The organism is Labrys sp. 22185, from assembly GCF_052045555.1.
Taxonomy (GTDB): domain Bacteria; phylum Pseudomonadota; class Alphaproteobacteria; order Rhizobiales; family Labraceae; genus Labrys; species Labrys neptuniae.
In genome coordinates this window covers 51071-71735 of record NZ_JBQEPH010000026.1, presented here as the reverse complement: position 1 = coordinate 71735, position 20665 = coordinate 51071, and the positions used below count along the sequence as shown (strand labels likewise).

The 20665-nt window shown below is 63.1% G+C and carries 16 protein-coding genes; 9 read left to right on the top strand and 7 right to left on the bottom strand.

Translation table 11 applies throughout. The annotated features are described in order from the left end of the window. Together ACTJKX_RS30545 and ACTJKX_RS30540 are read left to right on the top strand one after the other, a co-directional pair. The coding region (locus ACTJKX_RS30545) for an ABC transporter ATP-binding protein (RefSeq protein WP_440727569.1) at positions 1-537 on the top strand (537 nt) is incomplete at its 5' end. A 7-nt stretch (positions 538-544) separates the two neighbouring features. Beyond that, positions 545-1801: a lipopolysaccharide biosynthesis protein gene (locus ACTJKX_RS30540; RefSeq protein WP_440727568.1), complete on the top strand. Its 1257-nt coding sequence runs from the start codon at positions 545-547 to the stop codon at positions 1799-1801. Here ACTJKX_RS30540 and ACTJKX_RS30535 read toward each other — a convergent pair. The 5 genes from ACTJKX_RS30535 to ACTJKX_RS30515 form a co-directional block, all read right to left on the bottom strand. Continuing rightward, positions 1779-5447 carry a glycosyltransferase gene (locus ACTJKX_RS30535; protein WP_440727567.1) on the bottom strand — a complete coding sequence of 1223 codons (3669 nt, stop codon included), beginning with the start codon at positions 5445-5447 and terminating at the stop codon, positions 1779-1781. The two genes, ACTJKX_RS30540 and ACTJKX_RS30535, sit on opposite strands and share 23 nt — an antisense overlap. Before the next feature lie 52 nt (positions 5448-5499). Continuing rightward, the gene (locus ACTJKX_RS30530; RefSeq protein WP_394314925.1) at positions 5500-6810 is read right to left on the bottom strand and encodes a capsule biosynthesis protein; all 1311 of its coding nucleotides are present in this window, start codon (positions 6808-6810) and stop codon (positions 5500-5502) included. Between the two features lie 90 nt (positions 6811-6900). Beyond that, complete coding sequence (locus ACTJKX_RS30525) at positions 6901-7641, bottom strand: class I SAM-dependent methyltransferase (protein WP_440727566.1); 741 nt, start codon at positions 7639-7641, stop codon at positions 6901-6903. 271 nt (positions 7642-7912) lie between these two features. Further along, positions 7913-9817 (bottom strand): glycosyltransferase family 2 protein, encoded by a 1905-nt coding sequence (locus tag ACTJKX_RS30520; RefSeq protein ID WP_440727565.1) that lies wholly within the window; start codon positions 9815-9817, stop codon positions 7913-7915. Between the two features lie 43 nt (positions 9818-9860). Then, a complete protein-coding gene (locus tag ACTJKX_RS30515) occupies positions 9861-12098 on the bottom strand; it encodes a glycosyltransferase family 2 protein (RefSeq protein ID WP_440727564.1) in 2238 nt (745 codons plus the stop codon). Positions 12099-12513: 415 nt separating this feature from the next. Here ACTJKX_RS30515 and ACTJKX_RS30510 point away from each other — a divergent pair, with 415 nt between their 5' ends. The 5 genes from ACTJKX_RS30510 to ACTJKX_RS30490 all read left to right on the top strand — a co-directional run bounded on the left by ACTJKX_RS30510 (position 12514) and on the right by ACTJKX_RS30490 (position 18079). Continuing rightward, positions 12514-13983, top strand: coding sequence for an ABC transporter substrate-binding protein (locus ACTJKX_RS30510; protein WP_440727563.1), 1470 nt, complete (start codon positions 12514-12516; stop codon positions 13981-13983). 227 nt (positions 13984-14210) lie between these two features. Beyond that, complete coding sequence (locus tag ACTJKX_RS30505) at positions 14211-15347, top strand: carbohydrate ABC transporter permease (RefSeq protein ID WP_440727562.1); 1137 nt, start codon at positions 14211-14213, stop codon at positions 15345-15347. Further along, positions 15344-16396, top strand: a complete 1053-nt coding sequence (locus ACTJKX_RS30500; protein ID WP_440727561.1) for a carbohydrate ABC transporter permease — start codon at positions 15344-15346, stop codon at positions 16394-16396. The genes ACTJKX_RS30505 and ACTJKX_RS30500 overlap by 4 nt, the downstream gene beginning before the upstream one ends. A 2-nt stretch (positions 16397-16398) precedes the next feature. Then, positions 16399-17448 (top strand): ABC transporter ATP-binding protein, encoded by a 1050-nt coding sequence (locus ACTJKX_RS30495; protein WP_440727560.1) that lies wholly within the window; start codon positions 16399-16401, stop codon positions 17446-17448. 220 nt (positions 17449-17668) lie between these two features. After that, positions 17669-18079 (top strand): carboxymuconolactone decarboxylase family protein, encoded by a 411-nt coding sequence (locus ACTJKX_RS30490; RefSeq protein WP_440727559.1) that lies wholly within the window; start codon positions 17669-17671, stop codon positions 18077-18079. A gap of 9 nt (positions 18080-18088) precedes the next feature. On the opposite strand, the gene ACTJKX_RS30485 is transcribed toward ACTJKX_RS30490, so the two are convergent. Beyond that, positions 18089-18373 (bottom strand): BrnA antitoxin family protein, encoded by a 285-nt coding sequence (locus ACTJKX_RS30485; protein ID WP_440727558.1) that lies wholly within the window; start codon positions 18371-18373, stop codon positions 18089-18091. 203 nt (positions 18374-18576) lie between these two features. On the opposite strand from ACTJKX_RS30485, the gene ACTJKX_RS30480 reads away from it, so the two are divergent. After that, a complete protein-coding gene (locus ACTJKX_RS30480; RefSeq protein ID WP_440727557.1) occupies positions 18577-19575 on the top strand; it encodes a Gfo/Idh/MocA family protein in 999 nt (332 codons plus the stop codon). A 165-nt stretch (positions 19576-19740) separates the two neighbouring features. Beyond that, complete coding sequence (locus ACTJKX_RS30475; RefSeq protein WP_440727556.1) at positions 19741-20211, top strand: hypothetical protein; 471 nt, start codon at positions 19741-19743, stop codon at positions 20209-20211. 165 nt (positions 20212-20376) lie between these two features. On the opposite strand, the gene ACTJKX_RS30470 is transcribed toward ACTJKX_RS30475, so the two are convergent. Further along, positions 20377-20661, bottom strand: coding sequence for a hypothetical protein (locus ACTJKX_RS30470; protein ID WP_440727555.1), 285 nt, complete (start codon positions 20659-20661; stop codon positions 20377-20379). Positions 20662-20665: the final 4 nt, after the last annotated feature.

Here is a 20665-nt window from a genome sequence, read left to right as displayed (position 1 = left end):
AACGGGGCGGGGAAATCCACTCTGCTGCGGCTGATTGCGGGGACGGAGATGCCCAATGGCGGCAAGATCCGCCGCTCCGTCCGCATATCCTGGCCGATCGGATTTGGAGGCGGCTTTCATCCCGCCATGTCGGGCCGCGAGAACGTGCATTTCGTCGCCAGGGCCTATGGCGCCGACATCGCCAAGGCAGCCCGCTTCGTGGAGGATTTCTCCGAACTCGGCGACTATCTCGACGTGCCCATCAAGACCTATTCTTCCGGCATGGCGGCCCGACTTGCCTTCGCCCTGTCGATGGCGATCGAGTTCGACGTCTATCTCATCGACGAGATCATCGCCGTCGGCGATGCCAAGTTCCAGCTGCGCTGCCGCCAGGCCTTCGACGAGCGGCGCAAGAATGCCGGCCTCATCGTGGTCTCTCATTCGATGGGGACGATCTCGACCTTTTGCGACCGAGGCGGCGTCCTGGCGGATGGCCGGCTGACCATGTACCCGAACGTGCCCGACGCCATTGCCATGTACAACCGTTTGAACCGCTGACGGATCGATGAACGATATCCAGACTGAAATCGACGATCGGCAAAGCAGATCGATCGAACGCGTGCGGTCCGTCTCGAAGGCGCTGTCCGATGCCTCGCGTCGTGCCCGTTTCTCCAGCCGGTCCAAGCAGGCCTTCTATGGGGCACAGGGCCTGCGCCGACGGGCGCGCGAGCGCATTATCCGCCTGGTTCTGCTCGTTCTCGTCGTGGTTCTGCCGAATATCGCGTCGATAGCCTATTTCGGCTTCATTGCTTCCGACCAGTATGAATCGATCGCCAAATTCACGGTCTCCAGCGGTGCCCTGCCCAAGATGGACGATCTCGGCTCGGCTACCGGCCTGCCGCCGATCGCGATCGTGCAGGATACGATGATCGTGGTGTCCTATGCCGAAAGCCAGGCCCTGGTGGCCAAGCTGCAGGACTCCATCGATCTGCGTAAATATTACAGCTCGGACAAGATCGACCGTTTCTCCCGTTTCAATGCGGCGTTGCCGATCGAGAAATTCACGAATTATTGGACACGGCGCTCCTCGGCTGCAGTGTCCATGCCGTCCGGTATCGTCACGCTTCGCGTGCGGGCGTTCAGCGCCGCGGATGCGAAGACGATCGCGACCGCAGTGATCCAGCAATGCGAGGCAATGATCAACCAACTCAACGAGCGCATGTTCAAGGACACCGTCTCGGCGTCGGAACGAGATCTGCAGCTGGCCGGGGAGGCTCTCAAGACCACGCGCGTCGCCTATGAGAAGGCCCGTAACGCGGAAGGGGTCTTCGACATCAAGGAAGAGAGCAAGAATCTGGGCACGCTCCTGACCCAGCTCGAGGGCCAGTTGCTGACGATGCAGTCAGAATATGCGACCCGCTCGGCCTATGTTGCCGCCGATGCGCCCCAGATGCGCCTGGCGGCCCAGCGGATCGCCTCGCTCAAGGAGCAGGTGAAGGGCGTGCAGAACCGCATCACCACGATGCAGCAGCAGGGCGACAAGGGCGCCCTGTCCCAGAAGCTCAGCCTCTTCGCCAATCTCGATCTCGAGCAGAAGATCGCGGAAAAACGCTATGCCCAGGCCTCGATCAGCCTGAACATGGCGCGCATCTACAGCGAACGTAAAATGCTCTATCTGCATACCGTGGAAATGCCGGCCGAGGCCGAGGAACCGCGTTATCCGCGCCGCTGGCTCAGTATCGGCGTGGTCCTGCTGGGTTCGATCCTGGCTTGGTTCATCTGTATCGGCCTGGTCGGGGTCATTCGTCGCCGGCTGACTTGAGACGTGCCATTGCGCTGCGTTCAGCGCAGCGCAGCGCAATGGCACGATAGAGATCCGCCAGTTCGCGACCCTGGTCTGCAGCCCTGCGCAGGAGGCCTTGTGCTGGAGGGGATCCGGCCCGCCATGCCTCGGGATTGGCGTTCATCGCCCCCAGGATCTCGGTGAGCGCCGCATCGCTGGAGACATCGATGACCACGCCTTGCTCGGGCAGGCGGATGCATTCGCCGATCGCTCCCCTGTCGGAGGCCACCACGCGCAGGCCCAGCGAGGCCGCTTCGCGGGCGACCAGGCCGAAGCTCTCCGGCCAGACCGAAGGCGCCAGCACCGTGTCGAGCTCGGCATAGAGCGCCGCCACCTTTGACGGAGGGCAGGGGCCACGCAGGAGAACCGGCGTGGCGCCCCAGCGAGTGGGCAGATGTTCATCCGGCGCGAGGGCGTGATCGATCATGGTCAGGGCCAGGCGCTCGAAACGACCCTTGCGGAGGGCGGCCTCGACAAGGGTGGCGCCTTTCTGGATCGAGCGGCCCCCCAGATGCCCGAGGGCGAGACGGCCGTCCGTTCTGCGGCGGCGCGGATGGAGCTCCAGCGCGGGCACGCCATTTTCCAGCGCCTCCGGTGTGACGATGCCGGCATCTCGATGGAGGGCGGCAAAGGACTGCGACACGGCGAGCACTGCCGCGGCCTTACCCAGGAGCGCGGCCAGTGCCTGGCGACGCGCGACCGACTGCGGCAGGCTGACCCCCTCGATGGCGGAGGTGTCGAACGGGTTCTCACCCGGCAGCCGCAGGATACCATCGCGATCGATGAAGAACTGGGAATCGCTGAGCCACCAGCCGTCATGGAGCGTGATGAGATAGGGGATCCCGGCCTGCTCCGCGGCTTCGACGATGGAAGCGCTGAGGCGCTGGATGCAATGGAAATGCACGATGTCCGGCTGGACGAGATCGAGCACTCGACGGAATTGCCTGCCGTGGTTCGGGTTGAAGGGCTGCCAGTCCCGCAGAGGGGCCGGTGGGACGGAAACCCGGAAGACCGGACGGCCTCTGTAGCTGTCACAGCTCAGGCTCTCATAGGGCAGGCGTCCCTCGTCGCTGGCGAAGATACTGACCTCGATATCCGGGCAATGATCGATGAGGTGATCGACATTGTCCTCCACCACGCGGGTAGCGCCGCCATGGCTTTGCGGTGCGAAGAAGACATTGCAGACCAGTACTTTGAGACGCGATGGCGATGATGATGACGGGGAGGTGCTTTCGCGTCCTGCGGGGGCGAAGGTCTCGGCCAGGATGGCGGCGCCCCTGTCGAGTGCGTAGCGCTGCCGGGCTTTCTCGCGGGCCCGGTTCCCGATGTCCAGCCGCAATTCGGGGGAGTCGATCAGAGCCTTCAGGCAATCGCGCCATTCCTGCCCGTTTTCGGCCAGAAAGCCGTCGACGCCGTGCGACAGTACCTCGCGATAGGTGGCGGTGGCACTGACCACGGATGGCATGGCGCAGGCGGCGGCCTCCAGCCATTTGATTTCGCTCTTGCAGTCGGCGCTCTCTCCAGGCGAAAGCACGGCGAGATTGATGTCGCAGGCCTGCAGTACACTCCAATATTCGTCGATATCCTCGACGAAGCCGACCCGGGTGATCCGGTCGGCATGAACAGCGAATTCCGGCTCGAGCCGCAGATGACCGGCGACGACCAGGCGCAACTGCGGATAGTCGCGCAGGAGGTCGAGAAGAATGGGAGCAAGCTCCCGGGTGAAATCGAGATTATGCGCCTTGGTGCCCGATCCGTAGAACAGGGTCACCGGCTTGTCGGTCGGCTGCAATTGGCGCCTGCGGGCGAGGAAGGCGTCGTTGCGCGCGTCGAGCCCGTTGGGCAGCACCAGCGACCTGCCCAGGCGAACCAGCGGCTGCATGTGCCGGGCGAGCGCGGAGGTGGAGGCGATCGCCGTGTCGCACAGCCTCATGGCGAAGCGATGGAGCGGCACATCGAGCTGGAGCTGAAGGTGCTCGTGCGGCGTGATCTGTCCCTCATAGGTCGACAGGTCCGGTGGGAAATAGCGGCCGTCGAACAGGAGGTCATCGATTTCGTAATAGGTCGGCAAGCCGAGGGCGCGGGCATGCAGAATGGCTCGTTGCACGGCAGGCGTTGCGGTCACCCGATAGAACAGTGCGGCCTTGGCGCCGGCAAGAGCGGCAATGAACGCCTCGGCCTGTGTCTCGTCAAAGGCCTCGGCCTGCAAGCCGGCCTGTTCGAACTGGCGCAGTTTCTGCTCCACCCGATAGTGCCGGCATTGGCGCAGTTGCTGGTTGGCCAGGATGATGACGGTGCCCCCGGCTGGGAGCGGCAGTGCGGGCGGCAGGCGGTCGAGCGCGACGAGTGCCGCCTCAATGCCGGCGAGGGCGGCCTCGATCACGCTGTCGGCTTCCTTGCGCCTCCCGAGGGCGTAGAGCTCGAGCGCGCCGGCCTTGGCATGATCGAACCAGGCCTGAAGGGTGCGATGGACGCAGGCGAGGAAGTCGGCACGCTCGTTCCAGCGTTCCTGTTGTTCGCGCAGGACGTGCAGGGCCTGCTCGAAGGCGTTTTCGCTGATCAACAAGGCGATCGTTGCCTGCACGGCATCCCAGGGATGGTCGTCTCGCGCGATTGCCAGGCGGAAATCGGACAGGGCTTCGCCGGCGGATCGAGCCTGTCTGGCCTTGCCGCGCCGATAGAGCAGCGAGCCGTCGAACCCGGCCGCATCGCGTGCCTCGGCCTGGTCATAGGCTCGGGCCGCCAGGGCGAGACGGCCACGCCTGAGCTGAAAGTCTCCGATTGCCGCCAGGAGATCGAAACCGGCGATATTGCCGAGGTCCCCATTCGTCTCGAAACCTCGTTCGAACAGGTGCGCCAAGGCCCCGGCACGATTGGCTATCCCGGCGCTTTCCGCCGGCGGCAGCCCCGCCCGATAGGCCTGCCAGGCGAAATCCGCGGGATAGCAGCGCCCCCCGAGATAGGGCTCCAGGAATGCGGTTTCGTTGGGCGCGCGGCCGGCCGAAACGCCTTCGGCGAGCCAGGTCCGGTAGAGCTCAGCCGCATCGGTTGCCTCGGCCCGGCCGTAGGTCTGGCGATAGAACTGCGGGTCGAAGCCGTGCTTGAAGCTGATCGGAGCGAGGCGCTCGATGCCACTCTCCACGAAGATGCGCAGCGCCTCGGCGCGCGACAGGGCGGTCGAGGGCAGCCAATCCCGGGCCATCGCCGTGAATTCGGGCGTGCGGAACAGAGCTGGCCAGGCGCCGGGAACGGCGTTCGTTCCGCCGGTCGGCATGTCGAGGAGGAAGGGGCGGCCTTCCTGCCTGCCATGCTCGAGAAAATGGCGGATGAACTGGTGGTCGTGCACGTAAGCGCGGGCAAGGTCCTCGTTGAGGAGGCGATAGGCCGTGACGTCGAAGGCGGGTGGTAGCGGACCAAAGCGTCGCTCCCACTCCGCGATTGCCTCGCCGAGATTGCGTGGACGCCCTTCGCGCCGGCCATGCTCGACATAATGGGCCCACAGACGCTCGGCACTGGGCAGGCCCTGCAGATCGGGATGATGGGCGGCGTAGAAGACAGGGTCGAAATCGGCTGCGATCGCCGGGCGTTCACGAAACGATTTCAGCAGGGACCTGAGCCGTTTCACCGACCGTGGCCTCCCACCCGCATGGCCGAACCGGAGTGCTGGTCGCCGCTGCTCACAGCCGATGGTCTTCCACGGACGCATAGGTGAGGGCGCCGATCGCCCAGATGATCAGCAGGGACAGGAAGAACATCAGGGGATAGACGAGGCGGTAGGGATATTTGGCGAATTCGGGCAGGCTTGGCGGCACGAACATGCTCAGATAGACGGCCTGTCTCTGTGCCCTGATCTCGGCGCGATCCAGCGCCGCCTGTGCCCGGGCGTATTTGCGTTCGTTGAGCAGGCGGTCGACGTCGAGCTCTTCATATTTGGCAAGCGAGGTAGCCAGGGTCTGGGAGTCGCTGCCGGTCAATTGTCCGCGCAACGCCGCGATCTGCTCCTCCAGGGAGGCGATGCGGTTGCGCAGGACACGCAGGCTGGGGGCGTCGGACTGAAGCTCGGCCGCCATCACCGCCTCGTCATTCTTCAGCTTCAGCCGTTCCGTCATCAGGGGCATCAGCAAGGTCGCGATCTGGGTACCCTGTTGGCTCGGATCGATCAGCGCGTCCTTGTTGCGAAAGTCCTGCAGCGCTTTGAGGCTGTCCTGCAACTGCTTGAAGACCTGGCGCGTTTCGGCCTCGGCGGCCTGGGTCGCGTCCCGCCGCGCCCGCTCCGACATGCGATTGATCAGCTTCTCGCTTTCGGCCAGCACGGCCTGGTTCAGCCGCAGGGCATCCTCGGCGCGAAAGGCGGTGACATCCACCGTGACGATGTTGGAGACGGGGTCGACATAGGCATCCACCTTGCGCTGCCAATAGTCGGTGAGTTCGTCGATCGAAGCTTTATTGGACAGGCGGGCGATGCGGTCCACTTCCGGACGCTGGAAGATCTCGCGGATGTTCAGTTGCGCGCCGATGTCATCGATGATGGCACGGCTGCGGATGTAGTTGGCAACGATATGCGCGTTCTGGGCGGTTGCTACGGGTATCATCGAGCCGCTCGTCGGGGTGGCCGCGGTTTCCGATTCGCCGCCCTTGTCCGACATTTCCGGCTCCATGGCCCGCACGGTAAAACGGGCTTCGGACTGGAACTGATCCGATGCGATGACGAAGAAATAGACGAACGCGGCGATGCTCGGGATGAGCACCAGCAGGACGAAACTCCACAGATAAGGCCTGGACTGGCGCGAACCGAGGTCGGGAACGGCTTCGGGCGAACGGGTATCGTCGACGACGGTGACGTCTGTGCTCCGCCCGCGGAACACCTTGGTGGCATTGGCGAACTGGCGCAAGGCAAGCCCGGTCCGCCTAGGCCGTTCCTCCGGGCCGGGGGGCGGCAGGAGCTCCTTGGCTTCGCCGTCCTTTTGCTGCTTCAGATCCGTTCTCATATCCAGATTGCGCTCATCCGCACCGTTATTCCTGTCCGATCGAGCCTGCCGCGGGCGCCGGCCTGCTCGAGGATCTCGGGATCGACCGTTCTATTTCCGCGCATAGATCGACATCGCCGGCCCGTAGCGATGGTCGGGATCCTCGTCCTCCAAGGTGATGTGGGCAAAGCCGACCGCCCGCAGGGCGGCCAGCAAATCGTCGCGGTTGAGCCAGCGATGCCGATCCATGGGACCGCCACAGAATTCGGCATGTTTGGCGGCACCGCGATAGGTTCGCGGATAGGTTCGCACGGCGATGCCGTGAAAATCCTGGACCTGCGGCTGGCGGGCGAAGACGGCTCGTCTCGGATCCGATGGCGGCATGAATTCATCGTCCACGAAATGGGTCCAGAAATAGACCGCGTCGGTTCGCTTGGCGATCAGTTCGATCAGATGCAGCGGATCGTCGGCATGGTAGAGCACGCCGGACGCGACGATGAGATCGTAGGTTTTCTCGGTGTTCTCCAGCCATTTGACGAAATCGCCGAGCCAGATGCGCGACCGCGACAGGCCGAAGATCTCCTTGGTGATCAAACAGCGCAGAAAAGCTGACTGATTGGCCTCGACGGCATCGACCATGGCGCCGGCGCGTTCGAGCATGACGGTATGGCCGGCCTCCAGCGGTCCCAACTCCAGGACGACCTTGCCCTCGAGCGGGCCGTGCTGATTCATCATCCAGGCGATCCGCGGGTCCAGATAGGTCGCCAGCGGCCCGGCACTAATACCCAGTTCCGGCGGAAAGCCACTGTTCCAACCTGGGATGACATCGACGGCGTTCTGATGGCTGGGCATCGAAACTACATAGCGATCAAATACTTTTAGCGATTTCTGCTCGGATAGGAATGCGGGAACCGATTGGCGCCGCAGCTTGCCAAGCCATCTCGATAGCATTTACTTTTCCAGTCGGCAGTGTTTCTCGATATGCCACTATGATGGCCCAGCCCCCATCTCTTCATAGCGCAATTCAGCATGGATGAGACCTTAAAATCGCTGCGCCGCAATATGTAGCCCGAAATTTATGTCCAAATAATCTACCTCGAGACAAAATCTCAAAAAACTGCACTCAACCGAGGGCCGCCCTATACCACTCCAGCGAGAGCGCGGGATGGAAGTAGGGGTCGTTCCTAAGTAGGTGGAGCCATTTCGAACGGAAATATCCTATCTCTTTTCGGTACAGGACCTCGGACGGCATCTTGTTGCTGCGCGAGGCGGACTCGTGATGGTGCAGCACCACGCACGGATCCAGCAAGGTTCGCCAGCCGCGCTCGTTGAGGCGCAGGCACAGATCGATGTCGTTCAGGTCGATCGGAAGATTGTGCTGGTCGAAGCCGCCGATGTCGCGAAACTTCTCGCGCGAGACCGCCAGGCAGGCGGCCGTGACCGCCGACAATTCATGCGGCAGGGAGAGCCGTCCGAAGAAGCCGGTGTCGGTGCGTGGCAGGCGTCGCTCGAAATGGGCGGCCCGCCCGCCCATGCCGAGCACCACGCCGCCATGTTGCAGCGTGTCGTCCTTGTAGAGAAGTTTCGCGCCGACGGCCCCGATGTCCGGTTGCCGGGCCCAGCCCGTCAGCCGGGACAGCCAATCGTCGGACAGGATCTCGGTGTCGTTGTTCAGGAAGACCAGCGTGTCACCGCGGGCCCGCCCTGCTGCCTCGTTGCAGATGGCTGCGAAATTGAAGGATCCGGGGCTGCGCAGGATGGAAAAGCGAGGGTCCTTCGTCACGTTCTCCAGATAGGCCAGGGTATCCGGATCCCTGCTGCCATTGTCGATGATGACGACCTCGAAACGGTCCTGCGGGGTGCGGTCGAGCAGGCTGCCGATGCAGGCCGACAACAGGTCGGCCCGATCCCGGGTCGGAATGATGATCGTCGACATCGGCGACTGTCCCCCGGCGAGCATGACGGCCGGGCTGAGCGGAGGAAGAGGAACGGCCGGGCTGGCATGCGAGGTGGCGAGCAGAATGCGGCGAATATGCACGGCCCGGACGAGGGCGTCGACGGGCGGACGAAACAGCAGGTCCTCGACCGTGGCGCCGGAGGGCATGGCCTGACGCAGCCAATTGGCACGAGCGAACCAGGCCCGCCCGAGCAACGCCGCATGGCGGGCGAGGACGGGGCTCCAGTCCGGCTTGAAGCGGGGCGTGCCGTCACATTCCTCGTCACCATAATAGAGGGCTGCCGGGTCTTCGACGGCTCGCTGGGCAACGGCGGCCAGGGCGAAAGCGGTCAGCCGGTCGTCTGCCCGCAGGCCGATCACCAGATCATCCTCCGCGATCCCGTTCAGGAGGGGAGCAAGGGAGGTTTGGGGGGAAGCCCATGACAGGGCGATGCCCCTGAGTGGTTGGGAGGCGAGGAAGTCGTGCCACGCCGCCGCATGCTTCGATGGATCCCCGATGATGACGAGATGGAAACCTATGCCGAGGGCAGCCGGCGCCGGCATGTCGAGGCCTGTCCACTCGATGGCGCGGCTGCGCTCGAGGCGCCAGGCATCGTACATGGTGAGGGGCGTCGCCCCCAACGCACGCCTGAGCCGAGTTTGCTCCACCTGCCGATTGCCGCGCATGCCGGCCCACAGCGCGCTCATGACCGCCTTGGGGTGGCGCCGTGCGCCTCTCGCCAACCGCTGGAACGGGCCGACGCGGCCAAGGCTCACCAGCCGGAACGCGAACGGGCCGGCCCAATCGACCGGCGATAGGTGCAGCTCGGTTGCATCGGACGGCAGGAAGCCGATCCAGCTTCCGCGACCGAAGGACGGAGCGGGCAGCATCACATCCTCCTCGCCGCCTGGGCGGACGATGCGCAGGATCGGCCGGGTCAGGGGGTCGAGCAGGCTGGCCTCGAAGACGAGGCGGACCCAACGCCCGGCCCACAGCCGCGCCGGCGCTTCGATCCTGAGCCAGGGCAGGCCACTTTGCGAGATGGTCCGGCCGTCCCGCAGGACGACATCGACGAGCGGCGTAAGCTTCATGCCGGCGGCCGTGCCTTGCGGGATTGGTGCCCGGTGATGACGGTCATGCTTGGTCGGCCTTGAACAGGAGGGATATGTCGGTTTCGCCGGAACCAGTCGGGATTGTCGTCCAGGAGCGCGGCGATGGCAGGCTTGGCGGCAGAATTTCTCGGGGGGTGGCCAAATGCCTGGAGTACCAGGGGCTGTAGGCTGGATCCTCGAAGGCATCCGTATGATATTTTTGGCGTAAGGCCTCCTTTTCGCGTTGGAAGCGTTCCTTGTTCGCCTTGTTCTCGTCACTGCCCCGTGAGGCGGATTCATGATGGGTGAGGGTGGCGAAGGGCGTCCACACGGTCCGCAGGCCGGCGGCGGCTGCACGCAGGCAATAATCGACATCGTTATAGGCGATGGCAAAAGCCGTCTCGTCGAACTCGCCGACCCGGGCGTAGCATTGGCGCGAGATCAGCATGCAGGCGCCGGTGACGGCACTGAGCGTCTGGCGTACCTTGAGACGGTTCATGGGTCCCGACGAGTCCTGCGCTGCGTTGGCGTACCAATGGCCGGCCAGACCGCCGAGCCCGACGATGACGCCCGCATGCTGCAGCCTGCCGGTGGGATAGAGCAGGCGGACACCGACGATGCCGGTTTGCGGATAGTCGAGGCAGCTCACCATTTCCTTGAGCCAGTCGGCGGCGGCGATCTCGATGTCGTTGTTGAGCAGCAGGATCGCCTGTCCCCTTGCTTCCCGCATGCCCCGGTTGACCTGGCGCGAGAAGTTGAAGGGCTCGGTTGTCATCACCGTCCGGAAGTTGTCGTGCTGGCCGCCCATGGTCTCGTAGAGAGACAGCGTCTGTGCGTTCGTGCTGCCATTGTCGACGATGATGATCTCGAAATCGGCATAGTCGGTGCGTTCATAGAGGTCGGCCAGCAGGCGGCCGATCAAAGCGGGACTGTCGCGATTGGGAATGACGATACTGACGGAAGGCCACCGGCGGCGATCGGGTGCAAGTTCGACACGGTGAAGATCGGGTACCAGTGCCGGACCAACCGGCGCGGCGATGCCGTCGCTGGCATAATGCGCGGCCAGAGCCCGGCGGGCGTGGCCGACCGCCGTGGCCAGGTTGGCGTTGGAAAAGGACGTCCGGTGCCGCCGCCACAGATAAGCGGGGTAGGGCAGGTGGACGATGGTCTCGGCCGGCAGTCCCGAGAGATAGCGCAGCAGGAGTTCATAATCCTGAGAACCGTCGAAGCCGGCGCTCAGGCCGCCCAGCGCCTGCAGACGCTGGCGCCGATAGAGCGAGAGGTGATTGATGTAGTTGACCCCCGACAACAGCACGGGGTCATAGGCGGGCTTGAAGAAATAGCCCGTCGGTTTCAGCTTGGCGTCGGTGATGGTTTCATCGGTATAGATGAACTGTGCGTCGGGATGGCGGCGGATGGTCTCGTTGAGATAGTCGAGGGCCAGTGGCGCGAGGGCGTCGTCATGGTCGATGAGGCCGACCCATTCCCCCTGCGCCGCGGCGAGGCCAAGATTGGTGGTGTCGGCAATGCCCTGATTGCGCGGATTGCGCAGGATGCGGATCCGAGGCTGTCCCTCCAGGCGTTCGAGCCAGGCGAGGGTAGCCCTGTTGCTGGATGCATCGTCACACAGGAGCAGTTCCCAGTTGCCGGCGCGCTGGCCGCGCAGCGAGTTCAGGAGGGTATCGAGAAAGGCGGTCGGCGTATCGCGAAGCGGAACCACGAAGGACAGCAGCGGTGCCGGCGGTCTTTCCTCGGATGGCTCCATCTGCCGAAGGCCGGCCTCGGCCAGATGCAGGACGGCCCGAAAATGCTCCTCCGGCGGGAGCTGGCGCGGAGGTGGCGGCGCTTTGGCCAATTCGTCGAGCTCGAGCAGATGCAAGTGGTCGGCGGCGGTGCCGAGCTGCCGGCGGAGCGAGGCCAGGGAGCGGGCCGTGCGGATGTTCAGGGTGAAGCCGCCCTGCTCCCCGTTCGCCCCCGGATAGTCCTCGCAGGGGTCGAAGCGCACGCGACGGAAGCCTTTGATGCCGCTGGTCCGGAAGGCATAGACGCCGTGACGCGCCGCCGGCAGCGGCAGTACCTGTTCGGGCCGAAAACCATAGCCGGTATCGATGTAAAGATGCGGTTCGAGCTCTGGGCCGTTCGAAATGACTTCGATGGCGACATATCTGGCGGGCCAGGGGCCGAGCTTGAAGACGAAGTGAGGATCGACCTCGCATACGCTCCATTGCGACGCTCCGACGCGAACCAGCCCCTTATGGCCTTTCATCAAGGGCGCAAACACGATGCCGCTTCCTCACATGGCCAGTCATTCATCACGAACCGGGGAGACATGTCGTCGTTGGTCTTTAGGCTCTTGCGGTCATCCGCGACTAAACCGGGAGATTACAGTAGAGGAAATAACGCGAGAATATTGAAAGATAAACTGTACTGTCCCTTGCGGCAAGGAGCCGGAGAGGTGAACTTGACGGGCAGGTAAACAATGCTTTCATCGACGGTATAGCGTTCAAGAACTCATCGCCGATCCTATAGCTGATTCTGGAATAAAAGCGATCTTCCAGTCAATGATCCGACATTTGACGTTTTCTCAGCGCCGGTGCCATAATCGGCTCGCGATGTCCGGCTGCAGGGATGTACTGGCGTGAATGCAGCGCCTGACATCGGCATAAAAACACAAAAACGACATTTGGGAGGGATGAATGGCTTCGAAAGGCGGAGTTGTTGGCGCCGCGTTGATGGCTGCGGCGCTCGCGGGAGCGGCGCTGCCGGCCAAGGCGGGCGAATTCGATGGCGTCACCGTCAACATCATGACGCAGACGGGCGCCATCCAGGAGCCGCTGCAGCGGCGCGCGCCGGAATTTGAAAAGCTGACGGGCGCCAAGATCAACGTGATCGCGGTGCCCTTTTCCGATCTCTACCAGAAGGTGCTGACCGATTGGGCGAGCGGCACCAATTCCGTGGATGCGGCCGTGTTCGCGCCGCAATGGATGGTGGACTATGTCGCCGGTGGCTATCTGGAGGACATCGGCGGCCGGGTCGCCAAGGACAAGGCGATTGCCTGGGACGATATCGCCCCTTTCTTCCGCGACTTTTCGTCGAGCTATGGCGGCAAGACTTATCTGGTGCCGTTCGATGGCGATTTTCACATGCTCTATTACCGCACCGATATCTTCGACAAGGCAGGGCTGAAACCGCCGACGACCTGGGACGAATATCTGGAAGCGGCCAAGAAGCTGAACGGCATGGAGGTCGACGGCCAGAAGGTCTATGGCTCCTGCATCGCCAAGAAGCGCAACGCCCAGAGCTATTGGTTCGTCACCGACGTGGTCGGCTCGATGACCCAGTCGAAGGGCACGCCGCAGGGCACCTTCTTCAACACCAAGGACATGACGCCGCTCGTCGATAACGAGGCTTTCCGCAAGGCGCTGACCTTCCTCAAGGAATCCGGCAAGTATGGCCCGCCGGACGAATTGAACATGGACGTGTCGGACACCCGCCCGCTGTTCACTTCCGGCAAATGCGCCCTCAACCTCGACTGGGGTGATGTCGGCGTGCTCGCCATCGATCCCGCGACCTCCAAGGTGATCGACAAGACGGGCGCCACCATCATGCCGGGGGTCAAGCAGGTGCTGAACTGGGACACCGGCAAGCTCGAAGCCTGCTCCAAGGAGACCTGCCCGAATGCCATCGACGGCGTGAACCATGCGCCCTATGCCGCCTTCGGCGGCTGGAGCGGCGGCATCAACGTCAAGGCCAAGGACAAGGTCAAGGATGCGGCGTATGCCTTCTTCTCCTATATGAGCGCGCCGGCCCAGTCGAATGTCGACGTCACCATCGGCAAGACCGGCTTCAACGCCTATCGCACCTCCCAGCTCAGCTACAACGACGGCTGGAAGAAGGCCGGCATGAGCGAGAAGGCGGCGGCCTCCTATCTCGGTGCCATCAAGGACAGCCTCAACAGCCCGAACATGATCCTGGACCTGCGCATCCCGCAGAACCAGAAATATCAGCAGGTGGTGCTGGATGAGGCGATCGCCCGCTTCCTGGCCGGCGAGATCGACGAGGAAGCCACCGTCAAGGCGGTCGCCGATGGCTGGAAGGACCTCAACGACCAGATCGGCACCGAGGACCAGCTGAAGTTCTACAAGAATACGCTGGGTGCGAAATAGGGGGCTACCTTCCTCCTGGAGGGGGAGGGGCGAACGAAGTCCCGGGTGGGGTGAAGAGGCGCTTCGTTCTGGCAAGACGAGCGAGGCTGCAGAACGCCCTTCGCCGCGAAAAAGTCACCCCACCCTGACGCTGCGCGTCGACCCCAGGCCATTCAAGAGGAATGGCCGATCCCTCCAAGGGAGGGTAAAGGAGCGGCGCCATCTCAAAACGACGCGTTGAGAAAAATATGGCCGTCAACCTCTCCATCCCCGATGAAACCGACCGGCGGGAGCGTCTCTCTCAATGGGTCGATCGCCATTCCGGCCGCATCATGGTGCTGCCGGCGGTGCTCATCCTCTTGGCTTTCGCCATCTTTCCGCTGGTCGCCTCGGCCTATCTGTCGCTGTCGCGCTTCAAGCTCGCCGGCGGCAGCTTCACGCTCACCTTCATCGGCTTCTACAATTATCTGCGCCTGTTCCTCGGGCCCCAGCAATATCACTTCCTCGGTACGCTCAAGGTCTTCGGCCTTCTGGAATGGCTGCTCTTTGCTGCAGCTCTCGCTTTGCTCGTGCTGTGGCTGGTGCGGTTTGCCCGCGCCGGCTTCACACTCTTCGGTTTCCTCGGGCGGCTGATCACCGCCGGCCTGATCGCCGGCATCGTCTATGCCGTGCTCTCAACCACGGTGGCCGGCGGCATTCCCGGCACGCTCCTCAACACGCTGCTCTATGTCGTGGTGGGCGTCTCCGTGCAGTTCCTGATCGGTCTCGGCCTGGCGCTGCTCTGCGCCCAGCCGATCCGGGCCCGCAGCTGGTTCCGCGTGATCTTCTTCATTCCGGTGATGGTGACGCCGGTGGGCGTCGCCTACATCTTTCGCATGCTGGCCGACATGCAGAAGGGACCCTTTGCCCCGCTCAGCCAGCTCTTCGGTGTCAGCCAATGGTCCTGGGCCACGGAAGCCTGGTCGGCGCGGCTGATGGTGCTGGTCGGCGATACCTGGCAGTGGACGCCCTTCATGTTCATCGTGCTCTTGGCGGCGATCGAGAACCAGCCGCGCGACCAGCTCGAGGCGGCCCATCTCGATGGCGCCGGCCCCTGGCAGATCTTCAAGGACATCACCTGGCCGGCAATCGCGCCGGTGGCGGCCACGGTGGTGCTGATCCGCCTGATCGAAGCCTTCAAGATCATCGACATGCCGAACGTGCTCACCGCCGGTGGCCCAGGCCTGGCGACGGAATCGCTGACCCTGCATTCCTTCATCGCCTGGCGGACCCAGGATTTCGGCGGCTCGGCGGCGGTCGGCTACCTCCTCCTGTTCGTGTCGACGATCACCTGCGTCTCCTTCTTCAATTTCGTGGTGCGACCCAGCCGGAGGTATCAGGGATGAGTGCAACTCCTGATGATCGTCCCTTGCTGCGCCGCCTGTTCGAGCGCCGCAGCCTGGAGGAACTGGCCCCGATCCCGAAGGCGCTGACCTATGCCGCGCTCATGGGCTGGACCTTCGTGGTGCTCTTCCCGCTCTATTGGGTGCTGGTCACCTCACTCAAGGTGCAGATCCAGGTCGATGCCGGCCCGTACTACCTGCCCTTCGTCGACTTCCAGCCGACGCTGGACGCCTGGAACTTCATGCTGTTCCAGAACAACACGCTCTGGCCCTATGTGAACTCGATCATCGTGGCGCTGGTGAGTACCGTCCTGGCCCTGATCATCGGCTCGCTCGCCGCCTATGCCCTGGTGCGCATCCGCTTCCAGGTCAAGCTCGCGGCGATCATCGCCTTCATCGTCCTGGCCGCCGGCGTCATCGTCGCCGTCTCCGTGTTTGCCGTGCCCTGGCCGGCGGCGGTGGCGGCGGCCCTGGTGCTGTTCTTCATGATTCTGGGCACCATCGGCCGGCGCTTCAAGGCGGCGCTCGGCAACAACGACATCGAGTTCTGGATGATCTCCAACCGCATCATGCCGCCGATCGTGGCCGTGCTGCCGATCTATGTGATGTTCCAGAACCTCAAGCTGCTCGACACCCAGATCGCGCTGATCTCGACCTATACCGCCGTCAACCTGCCGATCGTGGTCTGGCTGACGCGCGACTTCTTCGCCGGCATCCCGCTGGACCTGGAAGAGAGCGCCGAGATCGACGGTGCCTCCAAACTGCGCGTATTCTTCACTATCGCCCTGCCGCTGGTGCGCTCGGGTCTGGCCGCGACCTTCATGCTGGTGCTGATCCTGGCCTGGAACGAATATCTCCTGGCCCTGTTCCTCTCCAACGCCAATGCGCAGACCATGCCGGTGCTGGTCTCCGCGCAGAACACCACGCGTGGCCCGCAATGGTGGTACATGTCGGTGCTGATCGTCATCATGATCGTGCCCGTCATCGTGATTGCCGCATTCCTGCAGAAGCATATCGCGCGAGGCCTGATGGTCGGCGCCGTCAAGGGTTGAAGATGCAAGTCACGCTCAACAACGTCCACAAATCCTTCGGCGCCGTCGACGTGGTCAAGGGGCTCGACCTCGAAGTCAGGGATGGCGAGTTTCTGGTGCTGCTGGGCGCCTCCGGTTCCGGCAAGACCACGGCCCTGCGCATGATTGCGGGGCTGGAGACGGTGACCTCCGGCTCGGTGCGGATCGGCGAGCGCGACGTCACCCATGTCCTGCCGAAATATCGCGACATCGCCATGGTGTTCCAGTCCTATGCGCTCTATCCGCACAAGACGGTGTTCGCCAACATCGCCTATCCCCTGACGGTGCGCAAACGCCCCAAGGCCGAGATCGAGGCGGCGGTGAAGGATGTGGCGCGCCAGGTGCAGCTCGACCATCTGCTCGACCGCCTGCCGCGCCAGCTCTCCGGCGGCCAGCGCCAGCGCGTGGCGCTCGCGAGGGCCATCATCCGCCGGCCCGCCGCCTTCCTGATGGACGAGCCCCTGTCCAATCTCGATGCCAAGCTGCGCGGACATATGCGCGCTGAACTCAAGCACATGCAGCACGAGCTCGGCATCACCACCATCTATGTCACCCATGACCAGGTGGAGGCGATGACGCTGGCCCATCGCGTGGCCTTGCTCGACAAGGGCGTGCTGCAGCAACTGGATACGCCGGCCAACATCTACAACCGGCCCGCCAATCTCTTCGTCGCCGGCTTCATCGGCTCGCCGCCGATGAATTTCCTGGAGGGAGAGCTGAAGGAAGGACGCTTTTCCTCCGAGGCCGGTGGGTTCGGCACCGCCAACACCAGCTCGGCGCCGCGGGCGGTTGCCGGCATCCGGCCCGAGGATTGCCGGGTGACCGAGCCGGACCTCGGCAAATTCGCCGGCGAGGTCTTCGCCATCGAGCTGATCGGCGACCATTCGCTGGTCACCTGCCGCTGCGGGGCCTCCAGCGTGACGGTGAAGGTCGACAAGGAGTTCCAGCGCGAGATCGGGGAAAAGGTCGGCATCGGCTTCGACGACAGGGCCCTGCACCTCTTCGATGGCGAGAGCGGGGAGAGGCTGGGGTAGGCGTGGATGCTCGGAACGGTTCGTGTACAGGAGGCGTAACTATCTGATATCCCGATTAAAACGCTACCTTGTGTCATGCCCGGGCTTGACCCGGGCATCCAGGTGCTGAGTACTCATTGTGCTGAAAAGAGACTGGATTGCCGGGTCAAGCCCGGCAATGACAAATGTCGCGCTACTGTTCGTATAGTTACGCCACGCGCAATCTGCACAGGAGCACATCATGGCCACCGTAAGACTGCTCAGCGACGACGAGGTCGCCGCCAACCCGGCCGCGAAGGCGGTGTTCGACGACATCAGGGCGACGCGTAAATCCGATTTCGTCAATAATTTCTGGCGCGGCCTCGCCAATGATCCGGTGCTGCTGAAACGCACCTGGGAGGAGGTCAAGGCGGTGATGGTGGGCGAGGGCGCCCTCGACCCGCTCACGCGCGAACTGATCTATATCGCGGTCTCATCCGCCAATTCCTGCCAATATTGCGTGCATTCCCATACGGCCGCCGCACGGGCCAAGGGGATGAACGATGCGCAATATGGCGAACTGCTCGCCATCATCGGCCTGGCCGGCAAGACCAATCATCTGGTCACGGCCATGCAGATTCCCGCCGATCCGGAATTCCTGGTGACGGGCTGAAGCGCGTTTTCAGCCGTCGTTTTCCGCATTCAGCTCGTCCGGCCGAAGACCGGGCTGCTGATCCACGCCGGAAGCCTCCCGCAGGATCGCATTGATGCGGTCCTGCCACCCGGGTCCATCAGCCTGGAAGTGCTCCAGCACGTCGCGGTCGATCCGCAGCGAAACCAGTTCCTTGGCATTTGGTAGCGCCGGCCGCGGCGCGGCAGCCGCCGGTACCTTGGGCGCCGCGGGCTTGAAGACCGCCTCGGCATTCTTCCAGGGATCGCCCGGGCGGCGTGTTCTGTTGTTGCTCATGGCTAAAACTATTTCTTGGGCTGAAACTATTTCTGTTGCCGAAGGATCGGATCTGTCTATCTGCCGCCAATTCGCAGGTCGAGTCCATAGCTGGCACCGATGGGGCGGCGCCACCTGCAACGGCAGGTCTTTCCTCCCGTCCCTGGCCATGCCAAGAATGAGTCGAATCCATATGTCGGACTTATTCTCGGGAGCGAATCGCGATGGCCAAGACGCGCTGGGGCATCCTTTCAACGGCAAAGATCGGCACGGGCAAGGTCATTCCAGGCATCCAGCGGGCGAAGGGCGCGGAAGCGGTCGCCATCGCTTCGCGCGACCTGGCCCGTGCCGAGGCCGTCGCCAAGGAGCTCGGTATTCCCAAGGCCTATGGTTCCTATGAGGCCTTGCTCGCCGACCCCGATATCGACGCCATCTACAATCCGCTGCCCAACCATCTTCATGTGCCGCTCACCCTGCAGGCTGTGGCGGCGGGCAAGCATGTACTGTGCGAGAAGCCGATCGGCCTGACGGCCCAGGATGCGGCGCAGCTTCTGGTGCTGCCGCGCGACCGGCTGGTGATGGAAGCCTTCATGGTGCGCTTCCATCCTCAATGGCTGCGGGCGCGGGAGGCCGCGCGCTCGGGCGAACTCGGCGAGGTCAGGGCCGTCCAGGCCTTTTTCTCCTATTACAACGTCGATCCCGTCAATGTCCGCAACCAGCTCGACATCGGCGGCGGCGGCATCCTCGACATTGGTTGCTATCCGATTGTTGCCGGCCGCTTCATCTTCGAGGCCGAGCCGCGGCGGGTGATCGCCCTCGTCGACCGCGATCCGGCGACGGGCGTCGATCGTCTCGCCTCGGCCATCCTCGATTTCGGCGAGGGGCGCCGCACCGAATTCACGGTCTCGACGCAGCTCACGCCGTTGCAGCGGGTCGATATCGTCGGCACCAAGAAGCGCTTCGAGATCTCCATCCCCTTCAATGCACCGCAGGCCGAGGCCGTGACCGTCTATACCGACGACGGCTCCAGGCTCGGCGACGCCTCGGCGGTGGCCGAGACCATCGCCCCGGTCGACCAATATGCCGAGGAGGTCGATGCCTTCTCTGCCGCCATCCGCGGCGAGATCACGTTGCCCTACGGTCCGGCCGACGCCGTGCAGAACATGAAGATCATCGACGCGCTCTTCCGTTCGGAAAAGAGCGGGGCGTGGGAGACCGTGTGAGAGGGATGGGACTGGTCTCCTCAGTCACCAAAAAGGGCGGTTCTCTTTCAATAATCCTTCAGTTTTGCATGAGATTCCAACGGGAGTGCCAACACGTCTTCACGATAAGACATTTCAATTGCCTCCATGAAGAAGAGAGGGAATATAGGTAAAACATGCTGCTTCATGCGCAGTATGCTTGCTTTTGCATTAGGTTTTCTGGTGGGGCGTTGTGGGCATGACGTATTTTCCCCATATCAGGAAGCCAGTAAAACAATCACCGATCTCGGCATTACTGTCACGGTTTCTCAATATGGAGGGGATCGATCTCTGTCGGTCGTCGACAAGGACGGAAACACGTTGGATCAAGAGCTGATGGAAGATTGGGGGCCGGATTTAAGGACAAATCTCTATCGCGTCGATGCGAAGACCATTGCCACTATGGATTTTGGCGGCACATTGAGGATTTCAGCCGGTCCAGTCGCGATGAAGTACGATAGTCCTTCCAAGAACTGGACATATCTCGGAACGTTCGTGCGATTGCAACAAAAGCTGCAATTTTCTCCCGCCGGAGATATCGATGAGTGCATGGATATTCTGATGGATGAGCCGCCGCCGAAGAACGGCAGACAGAATATCTATCGTGAGAGCTGCTAAGCAGACAGGCCTCGATTACAGTGCGAATTTGTGAGGGGCTGGTGTGCCGGCCTTCAGACCAACATGGAAACGTCGCTCGTGCTGAGCAAAAGCTGGTCTGAAGACCGGTCCGCCACGTTGCGAAAGCCCGAAAAGGCGGAGGAGCGACGGCGAGCTTGCCTCTTGTCACCGCCGCCTTTGCGAAGGATGGATCTGTTTGAGATTGCAGATCTGCGTGCGCGTGCGGATCAGACGGCCCTGATAGCGCGAGCCGGGCCGGTACCAGCGGCAGCCATACCAGGGCGGGCGCCGAGTCGTCGTCTCGATATGCACCGATCCGTAGCGGCGGTTGGAGAAGTCATGGCCGCCGATATAGACGTTCCTGCCGAAGCGGACCTCGGCAAGAGCAGGCCCGCCGGCGCTCGCAAGCGCCAGCAGGATAGATAGAATGAGGAGCCGCAAACGGCCCATCGCG

Coding starts and splice junctions, on each gene's coding strand:
- ACTJKX_RS30540 (WP_440727568.1), top strand. CDS start 545: ATGAACGATATCCAGACTGAAATCGACGATCGGCAAAGCAGATCGATC.
- ACTJKX_RS30530 (WP_394314925.1), bottom strand. CDS start 6,810: ATGAGAACGGATCTGAAGCAGCAAAAGGACGGCGAAGCCAAGGAGCTC.
- ACTJKX_RS30525 (WP_440727566.1), bottom strand. CDS start 7,641: ATGCCCAGCCATCAGAACGCCGTCGATGTCATCCCAGGTTGGAACAGT.
- ACTJKX_RS30520 (WP_440727565.1), bottom strand. CDS start 9,817: ATGAAGCTTACGCCGCTCGTCGATGTCGTCCTGCGGGACGGCCGGACC.
- ACTJKX_RS30510 (WP_440727563.1), top strand. CDS start 12,514: ATGGCTTCGAAAGGCGGAGTTGTTGGCGCCGCGTTGATGGCTGCGGCG.
- ACTJKX_RS30505 (WP_440727562.1), top strand. CDS start 14,211: ATGGCCGTCAACCTCTCCATCCCCGATGAAACCGACCGGCGGGAGCGT.
- ACTJKX_RS30500 (WP_440727561.1), top strand. CDS start 15,344: ATGAGTGCAACTCCTGATGATCGTCCCTTGCTGCGCCGCCTGTTCGAG.
- ACTJKX_RS30495 (WP_440727560.1), top strand. CDS start 16,399: ATGCAAGTCACGCTCAACAACGTCCACAAATCCTTCGGCGCCGTCGAC.
- ACTJKX_RS30490 (WP_440727559.1), top strand. CDS start 17,669: ATGGCCACCGTAAGACTGCTCAGCGACGACGAGGTCGCCGCCAACCCG.
- ACTJKX_RS30485 (WP_440727558.1), bottom strand. CDS start 18,373: ATGAGCAACAACAGAACACGCCGCCCGGGCGATCCCTGGAAGAATGCC.
- ACTJKX_RS30480 (WP_440727557.1), top strand. CDS start 18,577: ATGGCCAAGACGCGCTGGGGCATCCTTTCAACGGCAAAGATCGGCACG.
- ACTJKX_RS30475 (WP_440727556.1), top strand. CDS start 19,741: ATGCGCAGTATGCTTGCTTTTGCATTAGGTTTTCTGGTGGGGCGTTGT.
- ACTJKX_RS30470 (WP_440727555.1), bottom strand. CDS start 20,661: ATGGGCCGTTTGCGGCTCCTCATTCTATCTATCCTGCTGGCGCTTGCG.